This window comes from Serratia sp. 506_PEND, from assembly GCF_001076875.1.
Lineage (GTDB): Bacteria > Pseudomonadota > Gammaproteobacteria > Enterobacterales > Enterobacteriaceae > Serratia > Serratia marcescens.
On the sequence record NZ_JVEL01000138.1, the window covers coordinates 1 to 15,262 of the forward strand.

Annotated in this window: 15 protein-coding genes; 6 read left to right on the forward strand and 9 right to left on the reverse strand. The window is 57.1% G+C overall.

The window, feature by feature from the left end; all coding sequences use genetic code 11:
• Positions 1-613, forward strand: a 613-nt coding sequence (locus ADK28_RS03730; RefSeq protein WP_048794919.1) for an alpha/beta hydrolase, incomplete at its 5' end; no start/stop codon positions are given.
• Between the two features lie 196 nt (positions 614-809).
• Here the strand turns inward: ADK28_RS03730 and ADK28_RS03735 are convergent.
• The 3 genes from ADK28_RS03735 to yeaG all read right to left on the reverse strand — a co-directional run bounded on the left by ADK28_RS03735 (position 810) and on the right by yeaG (position 4,713).
• Entirely contained in the window at positions 810-1,040 is a 231-nt protein-coding gene (locus ADK28_RS03735; protein ID WP_004932237.1) for a hypothetical protein, read from the reverse strand.
• A 337-nt stretch (positions 1,041-1,377) separates the two neighbouring features.
• Positions 1,378-2,646 carry a YeaH/YhbH family protein gene (locus tag ADK28_RS03740; protein WP_048794920.1) on the reverse strand — a complete coding sequence of 423 codons (1,269 nt, stop codon included), beginning with the start codon at positions 2,644-2,646 and terminating at the stop codon, positions 1,378-1,380.
• Positions 2,647-2,778: 132 nt separating this feature from the next.
• Positions 2,779-4,713 (reverse strand): protein kinase YeaG, encoded by a 1,935-nt coding sequence (gene yeaG / locus ADK28_RS03745; protein WP_016927472.1) that lies wholly within the window; start codon positions 4,711-4,713, stop codon positions 2,779-2,781.
• 42 nt (positions 4,714-4,755) lie between these two features.
• On the opposite strand from yeaG, the gene ADK28_RS32045 reads away from it, so the two are divergent.
• Positions 4,756-5,031: a hypothetical protein gene (locus ADK28_RS32045; RefSeq protein WP_153297016.1), complete on the forward strand. Its 276-nt coding sequence runs from the start codon at positions 4,756-4,758 to the stop codon at positions 5,029-5,031.
• A gap of 108 nt (positions 5,032-5,139) precedes the next feature.
• Complete coding sequence (locus ADK28_RS03750; RefSeq protein WP_015378103.1) at positions 5,140-5,904, forward strand: MipA/OmpV family protein; 765 nt, start codon at positions 5,140-5,142, stop codon at positions 5,902-5,904.
• Positions 5,905-5,998: 94 nt separating this feature from the next.
• Here ADK28_RS03750 and ADK28_RS03755 read toward each other — a convergent pair whose 3' ends face one another.
• On the reverse strand, positions 5,999-6,874 hold the full coding sequence (locus ADK28_RS03755) for a D-hexose-6-phosphate mutarotase (protein ID WP_048794921.1): 876 nt from the start codon (positions 6,872-6,874) through the stop codon (positions 5,999-6,001).
• Positions 6,875-7,080: 206 nt separating this feature from the next.
• Complete coding sequence (gapA, locus tag ADK28_RS03760) at positions 7,081-8,076, reverse strand: glyceraldehyde-3-phosphate dehydrogenase (protein WP_016927474.1); 996 nt, start codon at positions 8,074-8,076, stop codon at positions 7,081-7,083.
• 348 nt (positions 8,077-8,424) lie between these two features.
• Between gapA and msrB the strand changes: the two genes are divergently transcribed.
• On the forward strand, positions 8,425-8,838 hold the full coding sequence (gene msrB, locus ADK28_RS03765; protein WP_004932219.1) for a peptide-methionine (R)-S-oxide reductase MsrB: 414 nt from the start codon (positions 8,425-8,427) through the stop codon (positions 8,836-8,838).
• 63 nt (positions 8,839-8,901) lie between these two features.
• On the forward strand, positions 8,902-9,174 hold the full coding sequence (locus ADK28_RS03770) for a YeaC family protein (RefSeq protein ID WP_004932218.1): 273 nt from the start codon (positions 8,902-8,904) through the stop codon (positions 9,172-9,174).
• 45 nt (positions 9,175-9,219) lie between these two features.
• Here ADK28_RS03770 and ADK28_RS03775 read toward each other — a convergent pair whose 3' ends face one another.
• The 4 genes from ADK28_RS03775 to sppA all read right to left on the reverse strand — a co-directional run bounded on the left by ADK28_RS03775 (position 9,220) and on the right by sppA (position 14,352).
• Positions 9,220-10,497 carry a glycoside hydrolase family 18 protein gene (locus tag ADK28_RS03775; protein WP_048794922.1) on the reverse strand — a complete coding sequence of 426 codons (1,278 nt, stop codon included), beginning with the start codon at positions 10,495-10,497 and terminating at the stop codon, positions 9,220-9,222.
• Positions 10,498-10,730: 233 nt separating this feature from the next.
• On the reverse strand, positions 10,731-11,363 hold the full coding sequence (gene pncA, locus ADK28_RS03780) for a bifunctional nicotinamidase/pyrazinamidase (RefSeq protein ID WP_048794923.1): 633 nt from the start codon (positions 11,361-11,363) through the stop codon (positions 10,731-10,733).
• 22 nt (positions 11,364-11,385) lie between these two features.
• Entirely contained in the window at positions 11,386-12,402 is a 1,017-nt protein-coding gene (gene ansA, locus ADK28_RS03785) for an asparaginase (RefSeq protein ID WP_016927477.1), read from the reverse strand.
• A 93-nt stretch (positions 12,403-12,495) separates the two neighbouring features.
• Positions 12,496-14,352 (reverse strand): signal peptide peptidase SppA, encoded by a 1,857-nt coding sequence (gene sppA / locus ADK28_RS03790; RefSeq protein WP_048794924.1) that lies wholly within the window; start codon positions 14,350-14,352, stop codon positions 12,496-12,498.
• Positions 14,353-14,512: 160 nt separating this feature from the next.
• Here sppA and ADK28_RS03795 point away from each other — a divergent pair, with 160 nt between their 5' ends.
• The gene (locus ADK28_RS03795) at positions 14,513-15,064 is read left to right on the forward strand and encodes an NAD(P)H nitroreductase (RefSeq protein ID WP_004932204.1); all 552 of its coding nucleotides are present in this window, start codon (positions 14,513-14,515) and stop codon (positions 15,062-15,064) included.
• Positions 15,065-15,262: the final 198 nt, after the last annotated feature.

Sequence of the window (15,262 nt, forward strand, 5' to 3'; positions counted from 1 at the left end):
GTTATCGCGCAGGGGATATACGGCGATTCATGCGGTGGAAATGCCGTTGACGTCGCTGGCTGAGGATGCGGAACGTACGCGCAAGATGGTCGCGCAGCAAGCGGGGCCGGTATTGTTGGTCGGGCACTCTTACGGCGGTGCCGTGATCACGGAAATGGGCAACCAGCCTAACGTGGTTGGCCTGGTCTACATCGCCGCATTTGCGCCGGATGCCGGTGAAAGTGCCGGCGGTATTACGCAAGTGCATCCTCCTGCGGCAGTCGAGAATCTGGCCCCGGACAGCGACGGTTATCTGTGGATTAAAACCGACAAGTTTCACGAAAGCTTTTGCCAGGATCTGACCGCCGACGAGGCGTTGGTGATGGCGGTGGCGCAGAAGGCTCCGCTGGCCGATACCTTTGGCAACACCATCGGCGAACCCGCCTGGAAACATAAGCCGTCATGGTATCAACTTTCCAGCGACGATCGCATGATAGCGCCGGAGAATCAGCGGCGCATGGCGCAGCGGCTTCAGGCCAAGAAAGTGATGGTGCTGAATGCCAGCCATGCCTCGCTGGTTTCCCATGCCGATGAGGTGGCGAGTTTGATTGACGAAGCGGCCGGTTTGAAATAAAGCAGGGGCAGGAAGGTTCTCCGGACTAAAAGGTGACATCCTGCGGCAGATTATCCCTTCGCTGCCTATTACGCCGGACGAAAGCGCCGGCGTAATAGGCGCTAATTAGGGATAGGCGCTGATGTCGCTATAACAGCATCATCAACACGACGGCGGCGGCAATAATGGCGTAGAGGTCTGCCTTACGCATATCGCCTTAGCGCCCGTTAACGCCGATCATTTCTATCGCCGCGCGATGCAGCCGCTGAAAATAATCATCGGGCTGCTTTTCTATCTCCTGGATAAGGCTGGCGAGCAGGTTCTGTTTGGTTATCGGCTTGTTGGCGGTCAACACCAGCAGCACGTTTTTGCCGAGCAGGCAACATATTTGCTTATGGTATTCATCAACATCGTGCTTGTTGAGGCCATAGAGGGTGTAGTCGATCATGATGTCTAACCTGCTGACAGGTAAATGCCCGCCGCAGCGGGCTGAGAAGCCATAGAAAAATAAAATGAGGCAAATTTCGCTTAGGAAGAGACTTAAGCGATGGGGTAACGATAACTGAATGGGAATATTCCTATCAAGCCGTGCGGGGGCAGAGGCGGATGTTTAGGAATAACCTCAGAAGAACAAATAATAGAGAGGACCGTTCTGGGGAATCTGACTTATTATTGTTGTTGTCATTGTTTAAAAAATAAACATGGATTTTGCAAATATATAATGCGAAAAAGAAACAGCCGGAAAATGGCGCTTTCCGGCTGTGGTGACATTCACGCGGCGTTATTCACACGGTCTGCTTACGGAACAGTTCGCGGAATACCGGATAGATATCGTCCGGTTCGCGGATATGCTGCATGGCGAAGTTGTCGAATTTCGCCTGCAGATCCTCGTATTCGCGCCACAGCGTTTGGTGAGCGCGGCGAGTGATTTCTATGTAGCTGTAATAACGCACCATCGGCAGGATCTTTTTCGCCAACAGCTCATGACACAGCGGTGAATCGTCGGCCCAGTTGTCGCCGTCCGACGCTTGCGCGGCATAGATATTCCATTGCGCCGGGTCATAACGCTCTTCGACTACGTCATTCATTAACTTCAGCGCGCTGGAGACGATGGTGCCGCCGGTTTCTTGCGAATAGAAGAACTCCTGTTCGTCCACCTCTTTCGCCTGGGTGTGGTGGCGAATATAGACCACCTCGACGTTTTTATAGGTACGGCTCAGGAACAGATAAAGCAGGATGTAAAAACGTTTGGCCATGTCTTTGGTCGCCTGATCCATCGAGCCGGACACGTCCATCAGGCAGAACATCACCGCTTGGCTGGAGGGTTCCGGCCGGCGCTCATAGTTTTTGTAGCGTAGGTCGAAGGTGTCGATAAACGGCACGCTTTCGATTTTCTTGCGCAGTTCGGCAATCTCCTTGCGTAACCGCTCCTCTTCCAGCAACTGCACCGGTTCGGTGTTTTCCAGCTGGTTCAACTCGTCTTCCAGTTCGTGCAACGCGCGCCTTTTCCCAGCGGTCATGGCGGTACGTCGCGCCAGCGAGTTCTGCAGCGAACGCACGACGCTGATGTTGGCCGGCACGCCATTGGCGGTATAGCCGGCACGATGGGTTTTGAACTCGGTCAACTGCTTGTACTGATTCTTTTTCAGATTGGGCAGGGCGAGATCCTCGAACAAAAGATCGAGGTACTCGTCTTTGGAGATTTGGAAGACGAATTCATCCTGGCCTTCACCATCCTGGCTGGCGTTGCCCTGGCCGCCGCCACCGCCTGCGCCGCCCTGAGGCCGCTCAACGCGATCGTTCTGCACGAAGTGGTCATTGCCAGGGTGAACGCGATGGCGTGTGCCGCCGCGCCCCTGATGAAACATCGGTTCGTTGATATCGTCAGTGGGGATTGAAACCGACTCCCCGCTGTCTACGTCGGTGACCGAACGCTTGTTGATGGCTTCGGCAATCGACTGTTTGATTTGCGACTTGTAACGGCGCAAGAAGCGCTGGCGGTTCACCATGCTCTTGTTTTTGCCGTTCAGCCGCCGGTCAATGAAATAGGCCATACTTCCCCCAAACGACGTTGCCAACTCTTCATGTCCCGGTCGCGACAGCGCAATGTGTTAGCCCCTCCTTGGGCTGCGCTGCAACGTCCATGACTGTGGACATGGCCCTGATAATGCCGCTTACCTGAGGCGTTATGAGGATTTTCTGACCCGCAGATACCATTCACACAACAGGCGCACCTGCTTGCGGGTATAGCCTTTTTCCATCATGCGGTCGACGAAGTCGTCGTGTTTTTTCTGCTCGTCCGTCGACGTTTTGGCGTTAAACGAAATCACCGGCAACAGCTCTTCGGTATTGGAGAACATTTTCTTCTCGATCACGGTGCGCAGCTTCTCGTAGCTGGTCCAGTTCGGATTGCGGCCGTTGTTGTTGGCGCGGGCACGCAGCACGAAGTTCACGATTTCGTTACGGAAATCTTTCGGGTTGCTGATACCGGCCGGTTTTTCAATTTTCTCCAGTTCGGCGTTCAAAGACTCGCGGTCGAACAGCTGACCGGTGTCGGGGTCGCGATACTCCTGATCCTGGATCCAGAAGTCCGCGTAGGTCACGTAACGGTCAAAAATGTTCTGTCCGTATTCCGAGTAGGATTCCAGATAGGCGGTCTGGATCTCTTTGCCGATAAACTCGGCGTATTTCGGAATCAGATAGCCTTTCAGATGTTCGAGGTATTTCTCGGCCAAATCCTGCGGGAACTGTTCGCGCTCGATCTGTTGCTCCAGCACATAGAACAGGTGTACCGGGTTGGCCGCCACCTCGGCGTGATCGAAGTTGAATACCCGCGAGAGGATTTTAAAGGCGAAACGGGTGGAGAGGCCGTTCATGCCTTCGTCAACCCCGGCGTAGTCGCGGTACTCTTGATAGGACTTGGCTTTCGGATCGGTATCCTTGAGGCTTTCGCCGTCATACACGCGCATTTTCGAGTAAATGCTCGAGTTTTCCGGCTCTTTCAGCCGCGACAGCACGCTAAAGCGCGCCAGCGTTTCGAGGGTGCCCGGCGCGCAGGGCGCGTGAGTCAGCTCGCTGTGGTCCAGCAGCTTGTCGTAAATCTTGATCTCTTCCGACACGCGCAGGCAGTAAGGCACCTTGACGATGTACACGCGGTCGAGGAATGCTTCGTTGTTCTTGTTGTTGCGGAAGGTCACCCACTCGGATTCGTTGGAGTGCGCCAGAATAATGCCGCTGAACGGCAGGGCGGAGATGCCTTCGGTGCCGTTGTAGTTGCCTTCCTGGGTTGCGGTCAGCAGCGGATGCAGCACCTTGATCGGCGCTTTGAACATCTCGACGAATTCCATAATCCCCTGGTTGGCGCGGCACAGGGCGCCGGAATAGCCGTAGGCGTCCGGGTCGTTCTGCGCGTGGTTCTCCAGTTTACGGATGTCCACTTTACCGACCAGCGCGGAGATGTCCTGGTTGTTCTCATCGCCCGGCTCGGTTTTGGCGATGGCGATCTGTTCCAGAATGGAAGGGCGCACTTTCACGACTTTAAACTTGGTGATGTCGCCGCCGAACTCATGCAGGCGCTTCGCCGCCCACGGCGACATGATGGTGCCGAGATAGCGACTTGGGATGTTGAACTCTTTTTCCAGGATCGTGGCATCTTCCTGCGGATTAAACAGGCACAGCGGATGGTCGTTGACCGGGCTGCGTTCGCCGTTGGCGCTGAGGGTGTAGATGGGCACGCGCTGCATCAACGCTTTAAGGCGTTCTGCCAGCGAGGACTTGCCGCCGCCCACCGGGCCCAGCAGGTAAAGGATCTGTTTCTTCTCTTCCAGGCCCTGCGCGGCGTGTTTCAGGTAAGAGACGATCTGTTCGATGGCCTCTTCCATGCCGTAGAATTCTTCGAAGGCCGGATAGCGTGCGATCACGCGGTTGGAGAACAGGCGCGACAGGCGTGATTCTAGCGCAGTGTCGACCATCACAGGTTCACCGATAGCCATCAGCAGACGTTCGGCCGCGTTGGCATAGGCACTGCGATCTTGCCGGCAAATGGTAAGAAATTCCTGCAGTGTGAACTCTTCGTCCTTGGCAGCTTCGTAGCGCTGGCGATAGTGGTCAAATATGTTCATGATGCCCGTCCTTTCGTTATTAGCACAGGTTAAAGAGAGCGTGTGATAGTGTTCTGGCTCCCGAAAGATGAGAATACGCCTGAGTACAGCAACCCGTATGCCAACTTGGTGCGCTTATTATCGCGAGTTGCGCTGTATGCCACTGGGCCCAGGATAAATTCACCTTCTGATTTAAGCTTAGTTTGCTTGCCGGAAAATTTCCTGCCGCAGAAAAAGCTTTTTTTAAGTCATATCAATGACTCAGTTATTACCGTGGAAGCCAAATGCCTTGTCTGGCGCGGCCTGCGGGATAAAACGTCATCGTTCCGCCATGATTAATTCATAATTCCGCTATAAGTTATTCGATCTTGGTCGTTTTCCTTTGTAAAGATTAGGCACGCAACTAAATTTTCACATAAACTATCGCGGCTATTAACCCTGTAATTTATGGAAAAAGAACCAGTGAAGATTTCAAAACTCAAAACGCTAGCAATTATCGCTTCCGCAATGGTTTGTGCGCAAAGTGCTCAGGCGGGGACCTGGTCACTCGGTGCTGCCGCGCTGGTTAGTCCGGACGCGTATCGCGGTTATCAGGACCGCGTTTATCCGGTGCCCGTCATCGACTATGAAGGTGACGACTTCTACTTCCGTACTCTGACCGCCGGTTACTACCTGTGGAAAGATCAAGAAAACCAGCTGAGCATCATGGGTTACTACACGCCATGGGGCTACCGTCCGGGCGACAGCGACGACGATCGCATGAAGCGCCTCGACAAGCGTCGCGGCACGCTGATGGCCGGCCTGGCCTATTCGCACAACGCGGAATGGGGCACCCTTCGTACCACTTTCACCGGCGACACGCTGAACAACAGCAACGGGCTGGTGGGCGATGTCGCTTATCTGTACAAGTTTGATCTGGACGCGCTGACGCTGGTCCCGGGCGTGGGCGTGATGTGGAACAGCAAGAACCAGAACAAATATTACTACGGCGTCAGCGCCAATGAATCACGCCGCAGCGGCCTGGACAGCTACACGCCTGGCGATAGCTGGGCCCCGTATCTCGAATTGAGCGCCAATTATCAGATCAACAAAAGCTGGAACGCCTTCTTCGTCGGCCGCTATGTGAAGTTGTCGGATGAAGTGAAAGACAGCCCGATGGTGGATAAATCTTACACCGGTTTGTTGATGACGGGTGTGAGCTACACCTTCTAATCACGCATTGCACGGTTATCGTGCATGGCGTGCATCAAAAAGGGGCGCTGGCGCCCCTTTTGCACATCAGTGGTGCGCTTCCGCGCACGGTTCCTCAGGCCTTCTTACGGCTGCGGAAGGTGACTCCCAAACGGGCGGGTTGCTCGCCGGCAGCGACCAGCGGTTTGCTGACGCGCCCTGTCTCGATGCAGACCATGGTCTTGTAACCGTCGTTCGGCATATCCCCCATGCTGCAGGAGAGTTCCACGCCGGGGTTCCAGGCGATGACGTCGCTCATATGATGGTGGTGAACCTCGATGGTGCGAGCGAGCGCCGGATCGCGGATCTGACTGAAAGCTTCCGGGCGGGTATAGACGCGGTCGGTTTGGCCGATGAAGGTCACTTCGCCCGTCTGGTGCGCCTCTGCGCCGCCTGCCACCTTGTCGATATAAGGCTCGCCCAGACCCGCCACGCTGACCCGATCGATGTCGCCGACCTGGAAGTAACTGTGCAGCGCCGCCGTGGCTTGATAATCGCCGTGCGATTCCAGCTCGATTTCGCACTCTTCACCCAGCTTGAAGCGAGCAATCAGCGTGAAGGCGTGCGGCCACAGTTTGCGGGTCTGCTCATTGTCTTTCAGCGTGAAGGTCAGGATGACGCCGTTGTCATCTTCATCGTGCGCCGTCAGACTCCAGGGCTGGTTGCGGGCAAAGCCGTGGGAGGGTTGCGCCACCGGGCCGAACCACGGCCAGCAGATCGGCACGCCGCCACGGATGGCCTTGCCTTTGGCGAAAGGCGTATTGTTGCTGAGCCAAATCACCGGCTGCTCCCCGCTAGGTTGCCAGGCCAGCAAATGCGCGCCTTGCAGCGCGACCGCCGCGCGCACTTTCGGGTGCGACACCACAACCACGCCCAACTCATCGAGTTGCCGCTGGCTGATATAAGGAGAAATCTGTTCGGAAACGGGCAGGGTGAAAATTTTCTCGTTCATTTCATGACCTATTGTTTGCCGGAGATACAAAGAAACCTATAGCTTTCGGGTCACGGCCAGGCGGCAAGCACAGGAACCCTCAGGAGCTTACCGAAGTAAGTGGCTGGGGTGAGCGTGTGCAGCCAACAACGCGGTGACTCGAAAGATGACGGGTAAAAAAAGGGCGACAAAAATGTCGCCCTCATTATCAGCTTAACATCATGCCATTACTTGGAGATGTGAGCGATCAGATCCAGAACCTTGTTGGAATAGCCGGTTTCGTTGTCGTACCAGGAAACCAGTTTCACGAAGTTGTCGTTCAGTGCGATACCGGCTTTGGCATCGAACACGGAAGTCAGCACTTCGCCGTTGAAATCGGTGGAAACCACGTCGTCTTCAACATAGCCCAGAACGCCTTTCATAGAGCCTTCAGCGGCGTCTTTGATGGCTTTCTTGATTTCTTCGTAGGTAGCCGGTTTTTCCAGACGCACGGTCAGGTCAACAACGGACACGTTAGGGGTCGGTACGCGGAACGCCATGCCGGTCAGTTTGCCTTTCAGCTCTGGCAGAACCACGCCAACCGCTTTCGCTGCGCCGGTAGAAGAAGGGATGATGTTCTGGGATGCGCCGCGGCCGCCGCGCCAGTCTTTGTGAGACGGGCCATCAACGGTTTTCTGAGTCGCGGTGGTGGCGTGAACGGTGGTCATCAGGCCTTCAACGATACCGAAGTTGTCGTTGATGACTTTAGCCAGTGGCGCCAGGCAGTTGGTGGTGCAAGAGGCGTTGGACACGATGTCCTGGCCGGCATATTTGTCAAAGTTGGCGCCGCGAACGAACATTGGGGTCGCATCTTTGGATGGGCCAGTCAGAACCACTTTTTTAGCGCCGGCGGTGATGTGTTTACGTGCGGTTTCGTCGGTCAGGAAGATACCGGTCGCTTCAGCAACCACATCAACGCCCACTTCGTTCCACTTCAGGTTAGCCGGGTCTTTCTCTGCGGTAACACGGATGGTTTTGCCGTTAACAACCAGGTGGCCGTCTTTAACTTCTACCGTACCGTTGAAACGGCCGTGAGTAGAGTCATACTTCAGCATGTAAGCCATGTACTCTGCGTCCAACAGGTCGTTGATTGCAACGATCTCGATGTCAGAACGCTCTTGAGCAGCACGGAAAACAATGCGACCGATACGGCCAAAACCGTTGATACCTACTTTGATAGTCATATATTCCACCAGCTATTTGTTAGTGAATAAAAGGTTGGTTGTAAAATTACAAAAACCTTACCCAGCGTCAAGCGGAATCGTGTCAATACTTGCGGCAAGTCAAACCGGAGGGGTGGTTTTGCACGCTTATTGCACAGTCCATTTGCGCTCGGCCTCATCCGTTATATGGGGACAAGCCGCCAAGTATAAAGTCAGCATACGCAAGATGTGTGATCGTTATCACATATCATCGTGACGTGGCCTTTATGGGCTACAGTTTAGGCCAAAAACTCCTGCAGCGGTGTTAATTTTTTGTTATTATTAATCATTGTTTTCGTTGACATTATCCACATTCAGAGATAAGCACAAATGGCTAAAGAGACAACCCCCGGTCATCCGGTCACGGAACTGAATGAAATCCAACGTTATGTGACGCAACAGCGTGGCACCGAAGCGCCGTTCAGCGGCAAATTGCTGCACAACAAGCGCGAGGGCGTGTACCATTGCCTGTGCTGTAACCAGCCGCTGTTCTATTCCGAAACCAAATACGATTCAGGCTGCGGCTGGCCGAGCTTTTATGAGCCGGTTTCCGCCGATGCAATCCGTTATCTTGATGATAATTCACATAATATGCATCGTGTTGAAATCCGCTGCGGCCACTGCGACGCGCACCTGGGGCACGTTTTCCCCGATGGCCCGCAGCCGACTGGCGACCGCTACTGCGTCAACTCCGCCTCGCTGAGTTTCACCGATGGCGAAAATGGCGACCAAACGGCCGGTTAAGTGGTAATTTAACCAACAAAATCGATTCAGCTAATTATTCATCCGTAAGCGAGAAAGGCTCTGATGGACGTGAAAGATCTGATTGCGGCGATGACGCCCGAGATATACCAGCGCCTGGTACAGGCGGTTGAGCTGGGCAAATGGCCGGATGGCGTGGCGCTGACGCCGGAGCAGAAAGAAAACAGCCTGCAGGCGGTGATGCTGTGGCAGTCGATGAACAATGTCGATCCGCAGCACATGAGCATCGGCACCGACGGGCAGATCGTGATGAAGAGCAAGCAAGAGCTGAAACAGCAGTTCGTTGCCGAGCCGCTGGTCAAACTCAAACCGCAGTAAAGCTCCTCCCCTAAAGCGGGGCGATGTCGCCATCGCCCCGTCGATTTACCGTTTCTCGCCCTTTATGTTCAGCGATTCCGCCAACTGCTGCGCCAGCCGGTTGTTATCGTCCGCGCCGTATTCCCAGAACATCGCACCGCCCAATCCCTGGCTTTTGATGTACTCGGCCTTGATGGCCACCGAACGCGGGTTCTCGTAGGAGATAGCGAACAGCGGTTTGCCTTCGGCGGATTGCAGCGTCAGGTATGGCACTTTGGCATCGTCATCCCAGTGCTCGCGGAAACGCTGCTGCGGATCGTTGAGCAATTTGTTGACGATATCGTGGTATTTAAAATAAGTGTCTTTGCTGAGATCCAATCCCAGCGTACGGAACAGGGCGATTTCTCGCGCGCTGAAGTCAGGCCGCGTCACCGGATGCTTGGCGGCATCCGGTTTGTCCCAGTCGATGCCTGCCTCGGTCGCCCGTTTCGGTACCCGGCCGTAGAAACCGATACCCAGGTTCATCTGCGCCGGTTTCAATCCGGCTGCCAGATAATTCTTTACCACGAAATCGGCGCTGTAGCGGTCGGCGGCTGCCACGGTTGGCCAACGCGTTGAATCGTACAGGTTGGCATTGAAGTACTGTGTGCCGTAAGCCATGTCGTAGGTCATCAGGTTGATGTAGTCGAGGTAAGGGGCAATATTTTTCACATCGACCCATTCCTGTGCGCTTTTGACGTTGGCCCCGACGGCGATGGTTAACAGCTTGCCTTTACCCAGCGCCTGATGAAGCTCTTTCAGCAGCAGGGTGAAGTTGTCGCGGTCTGCCGGTTGGCTTTCCACCAAGCCCCAGGCGCCGTTCACCGGGTATTCCCAGTCCAGATCGATCCCATCCAGCCGGTACTGTGCGATCACCTGCAGCGCGGAGCGGATGAATATCGCCCGGTTTTCCGCGGTGGCGGCGGCGCCGGAGAAACCGCGTGCACCCCAGCCGCCGACCGACAACAGCACTTTCAGCTCGGGGTTCTGTTTGCGCAGCACCGGCAGCCGTTGCAAATCGGCCGTGACTTTCGGCGACAGGTAGATCTGGTGGCGGCGAGCGGGGTCTTTCAGCGCCGCATTGGTTTCGTCTTTCTCGTCGTTGTAAATCAGGCCGAACGAATAGTTGAGGTGGGTGATTTGCGTCACGTCCAGCTTGTCGATGTCGCCACCGGGGCCGGCGGTGATGTCGCCGCCGCCGTTGAAGTAGCCGACGGAGAGATAGGCCGCCTGGGCCGTGCTTGCGCCGGCCATAGCCAATTGCACCGCCGCCAGCAAAGGCAGCAGTTTTCGGGTTATTTTCATGTCAGTCTCCTTGTGGTCGGCAAGGCCGACCGTACCGCCAGGGGCGGGCACAATAAAGCCGGGCTCAGCGGGCCCCGGATGCGTATAACCGATTGACGCCAAAAGCGTCGCAGTCATAACAGCAAAAGCGCCTGCCGGTCACAAGCCGTTGGGGAATAAGAAAGGCGGTATTGTGAGCAGCGTCGATAATTTCGCCGCCGCGCAGAGAGGGCGCCGGTGGCGCCCGAGCGGATTTAGTTGGCGAGAAACTGTGACAGGGTAACTAGCTGCGCGCCGGCGCGCGCCATGTCCTGCAGCGCTCGCTCACTGTCGTCCGGTTGCAGATTCACGCCGCGGCAGCCGTCGACGATCACCTGCGTCGGATAGCCGGCAGCCAGTGCATCCAGCACGCTGAACTTCACGCAGTAGTCGGTCGCCAGGCCCATGATCGCCAGCCGCTGGACGCTCTGCGATTGCAGCCAGCCGTGGAGTTCGGTTTGCGCACGGTGGCCGTTATCGAAGAACGCGCTGTAGCTGTCGATGTTCGTATCTTGCCCTTTGCGAAAGACGGCATTGATGTGTTGCCGCTGTAACTGGGGATGAAAATCGGCGCCGTGGCTCCCTTGCACGCAGTGCACCGGCCACCACACCTGCGGCAGGCCTTCCAGCTCACCGAGGGTGCCGACCTGCGCATCGGAGTTCACCGCAAAGCTGCGGTGATTGGCGGGATGCCAGTCCTGGCTGGCCACCACCGGCTCGCCCCGCGCCAGGCAGGCGGCGATCGCCTGATTGGCGACCGGGATAACGGCGTCGCCCTCCGTGACCGCCAGCGCGCCGCCGGGGCAGAAGTCGTTTTGCAGATCGATCAACAACAGGGCCGTTTTCATCGCCGCTCCAGAGTTCAGTAGGTTAACCGTTGATGCTCAGCTCGCCGCGCAGATCTTGCTGCATCAGGGCGCGGATTTGTTCCGGCGTCAGCGGCTGGCTCAACAGATAGTGCAGCTTGGTCAGGGCGGCTTCCACCGTCATGTCGAAACCGCTGATCACCCCGGCGTGCGCCAGCGCGTTGCCGGTGGCGTAGCCTTCCATATTGACGCGCCCGGAGATGCACTGCGTCAGGTTGACCACCACGATGCCGCGTTCAGAGGCCGCGCGCAACTCGTCGATCAGTTCGGCCTTTTGCGGCGCGTTGCCGACGCCGTAGGAGCGCAGGATCAGCGCCTTGACCGGCTGCAGCAGGAAATTGCGCACCACCGCGCCGGAAATGCCCGGATAGATGGTGACCACGCCGATCGGCTGCGGCGTGATGTCATGCACCTGCAACGCGCCGTTGCAAGCCGGGCTGTCGATGCCTTGCTGGCGGCGAATGTGGATGCCGGCTTCCAGCAGCGGCGGCAAATTCGGGGAGGCGAAGGCGTCGAAGCCGTCGGCGTGCGCTTTGGTGGTGCGGTTGCCGCGGAACAGCTTGTTGTTGAAGAACAGGCTGACTTCGTTCACCGGATGGTTGGCCGCCAGATACAGCGCGTTGAGCAGGTTGGTTTGGCCATCGGAGCGCAGCTCCGCCAGCGGAATCTGCGAGCCGGTAACGATCACCGGTTTGGCCAGGTTTTCCAGCATGAAGGAAAGCGCAGAGGCGGTGAACGCCATGGTGTCGGTGCCATGCAGGATCACGAAGCCGTCGTAGCGATCGTAGTTCTGCTTGATGTCGTCGGCGATGTGCTGCCAGTCTTCCGGCGTCATGTCTGAAGAGTCAATCAATGGCGCGTATTCATGAATGGTGAAATCCGGCATCTCCGGCCGATGGAATTCGGGCATCAGCGCCAGCTGGCGCTGCAGGTGGCCGGAAACCGGGATGTAGCCATGATCTGAGCGCTGCATGCCGATGGTGCCGCCGGTGTAGGCGACGTAAATGGATTTCTTTTGCATGGTTATGATTTTAACAAAGATAAGATGGGCTGAATTATAGGGACATGGCGGCAGAAAAAAAGCCCGGCGGTGGCCGGGCTGCAGAATTATTTGTTAGCGGACATCTCCGCAGGTGAGACAGATCGCATAACGGTTTTGCGGATCGTTCAGGTTATTGAACAAGCCCGGTTGTTCTTTCACCGCGTTGGCGACCGAGGCCAGCGGGGCGGGCAGCATGGCCTGAATCGCGGCCGGCAGCATGGCGTGAATGGAAACGCCGAACTGGCTGAGCACCATATCGCTCAGGCTTGGGGTATCGACGAACCAGTCGAGCTGCCACTGCTGCAGCTTTGCCAGCTCGGCGGCTTTCTTCACCGCGTCGTCGAAATCGCCCAACTGATCGACCAGGCCGTTGGCCTTGGCGTCGCTGCCGAGCCACACGTGGCCCTGCGCGATTTGGTCAACCTGCTGCGGGGTCATCTTGCGTGATTTGGCGACCAGATCGAGGAAGTTCTTATACCCGTTTTCGATGTTCAGCTGCATCATCTGCGAGAACTCCTGCGGCAGCGCCTTGGTGACCGCGATATCGGCCAGCGGCGAGGTCGCCACGCCGTCGGTGTGCACACCCAGCGTATCCAGGGTTTTCTCGTAGGTATTGATGATGCCGAAAATGCCGATCGAACCGGTCAGGGTGCTCGGGCTGGCGATGATATAGTCGGCCGGCGTCGAGACCCAGTAGCCGCCCGACGCGGCCATGCCGCCCATCGACACCACCACCGGTTTGCCGGCGGCGCGCACGGCGGCCAGCTCGGAACGGATCACTTCGGACGCGCTGACGCTGCCGCCTGGACTGTTGACGCGGAACACCACGGCCTTGACGGCCGGATCCAGACGCGCCTGGCGCAGCTCGGCGGCGGTGGTGTCACCCCCGACGTTGCCCGGCGTCTGCGGGCCGTCCATGATGGCGCCGTTGGCGAACACCACGGCGATCTTGCCGCCCTGGTTGGCGTCCGGCTTCGGCTGATAGTCATAGATGCTGATGGCGTTGAAATCGTTCACCTGTTTGTCCCAGCCGAAGGTCTTGACCAGCTGATTTTCGATCGCGGTGCGCGACGCCAGTTCATCCACCAGCTTATTGTCCAGCGCATAGCGGGCGGTGTCGCCACCGGCCGCCTGCAGGCCGCTCAGCACGCCGGCGGCGCCCGGGAACAGCTGCTGCGGCGTCAGTTGGCGGTTGGCGGCCACGGTCTCCAGGTAGTTCTGCCACAGGCCGCCGATCCAACGGCTGTCCGCTTCGCGCGCCGCCGGGGACATATCGTCGCGGATCAGCGGTTCGACCGCCGATTTATAGGTGCCGACGCGGAAGATATTGGTGGTGACCTTGAGCATGTCCAGCAACGACTTGTAGTACAGGTTGTTGGTGGCGAAACCGTGCAGATCGACCGCGCCCTGCGGTGACAGGAAGACCTTGTTGGCGTAGCTGGCCAGGTAGTATTGCGTTTGGTTGTAGCTGTCGCCGATGGCGAAGATCGGTTTGCCGCTGTCGCGGAACTCGCGCAGCGCTTTGCCGATATAGCGCAGCGACGGCTGATCGGCGCCGACGAAATCATTCAGCTGCAACACCATGCCGGTAATGTTTTTGTCGTCTTTGGCCTTGCGGATGCTGTCGACTACGTCGAACAGCGAGTTCTCCTGCAGGCGGCTGCTGGAGGCGCCCAACAGTTCACGGCCCCATTGCCGCACCCGGTTGTTTACCGAAGGCTGATCGACCACCACGCCGCTTAAATCGACCAGCAGCGCGCCGCGCGCCGGGGCCGTCGAGGTGGAGGAACTTTGGAAGGACAGATAGATGCCAACCCCAACCAGGATCAGCAGGACCAGGAACAGGTTAAGGATCAGTTCCCTGATAAAATTCAGCAGACGCCATGTCCACCGGAAAATGCCGGCAATAATTTGCCACAATGTGCGCATGTGCTCTCCAACAAGAGTCGAGAATGTTCCGCTATCCTAATGAGCGGCCGGGTAAATGTCAGCTTTAAATCGTGGCACACAGACGCTATCGCCGAGGCTGTAACTCGTCGTTTAGCTATGTTAACGTGGCCGGAATGAAAATTGTTATCAGGAGTTTACGATGGATGCTCTGGATCTTTTATTGAATCGCCGCTCGGCTTCACGCCTGGCGGAACCGGCGCCGGCGGGGGAAGTGCGCCAAAATATCATCAACGCGGGACTGCGTGCGCCCGATCACGGCGCGCTGCAGCCATGGCGTTTCGTGATGATCGAAAATCAGGGCCTGGAGCGTTTCAGCCAGCTGCTGCAGGCGGCGGCGAAGCAGGATCAACTGGACGAAGCGGCGATTGAAAAAGCCACCAAGGCGCCGTTCCGCGCGCCGCTGATCATCACCGTCATCGCGCATTGCACTGAAGAAACCAAGGTGCCGCGCTGGGAGCAGGTGGTTTCCGCCGGTTGCGCCGTGCAGGCGATGCAGATGGCGGCGTTGGCGCAGGGTTTTAACGGCATCTGGCGCACCGGCGCCTGGACCGAGCATGCGCTGGTGCGCGAAGCCTTCGGCTGCCGCGAGCAGGATGAGATCGTCGGTTTCCTCTATCTGGGCACGCCGCAGTTGAAGGCCGCCACCAAAGTGACGCCGCCAGACAGCACGCCTTTCGTCAGCTATTTCTAAGTTTTTTCCAACGGGGCGCGGCGAAAATGCGCCAAACCCCGCAAAATTGCATGGTTTCTGAGCAGGCCGCTCGCTTATCCGCGGCGCGCTCTTATCAATCCCCTCGGCAAGCGCTACCCTATGTTATCTTGAGTGCCGTTACCGAAGGGAGTGGACTATGACATCGCCAGCGATCCGTTTAACCCAGTACAGCCATGG

Coding starts and splice junctions, on each gene's coding strand:
- ADK28_RS03735 (WP_004932237.1), bottom strand. CDS start 1,040: ATGATCGACTACACCCTCTATGGCCTCAACAAGCACGATGTTGATGAA.
- ADK28_RS03740 (WP_048794920.1), bottom strand. CDS start 2,646: ATGGCCTATTTCATTGACCGGCGGCTGAACGGCAAAAACAAGAGCATG.
- yeaG (WP_016927472.1), bottom strand. CDS start 4,713: ATGAACATATTTGACCACTATCGCCAGCGCTACGAAGCTGCCAAGGAC.
- ADK28_RS03750 (WP_015378103.1), top strand. CDS start 5,140: ATGGAAAAAGAACCAGTGAAGATTTCAAAACTCAAAACGCTAGCAATT.
- ADK28_RS03755 (WP_048794921.1), bottom strand. CDS start 6,874: ATGAACGAGAAAATTTTCACCCTGCCCGTTTCCGAACAGATTTCTCCT.
- gapA (WP_016927474.1), bottom strand. CDS start 8,076: ATGACTATCAAAGTAGGTATCAACGGTTTTGGCCGTATCGGTCGCATT.
- msrB (WP_004932219.1), top strand. CDS start 8,425: ATGGCTAAAGAGACAACCCCCGGTCATCCGGTCACGGAACTGAATGAA.
- ADK28_RS03770 (WP_004932218.1), top strand. CDS start 8,902: ATGGACGTGAAAGATCTGATTGCGGCGATGACGCCCGAGATATACCAG.
- ADK28_RS03775 (WP_048794922.1), bottom strand. CDS start 10,497: ATGAAAATAACCCGAAAACTGCTGCCTTTGCTGGCGGCGGTGCAATTG.
- pncA (WP_048794923.1), bottom strand. CDS start 11,363: ATGAAAACGGCCCTGTTGTTGATCGATCTGCAAAACGACTTCTGCCCC.
- ansA (WP_016927477.1), bottom strand. CDS start 12,402: ATGCAAAAGAAATCCATTTACGTCGCCTACACCGGCGGCACCATCGGC.
- sppA (WP_048794924.1), bottom strand. CDS start 14,352: ATGCGCACATTGTGGCAAATTATTGCCGGCATTTTCCGGTGGACATGG.
- ADK28_RS03795 (WP_004932204.1), top strand. CDS start 14,513: ATGGATGCTCTGGATCTTTTATTGAATCGCCGCTCGGCTTCACGCCTG.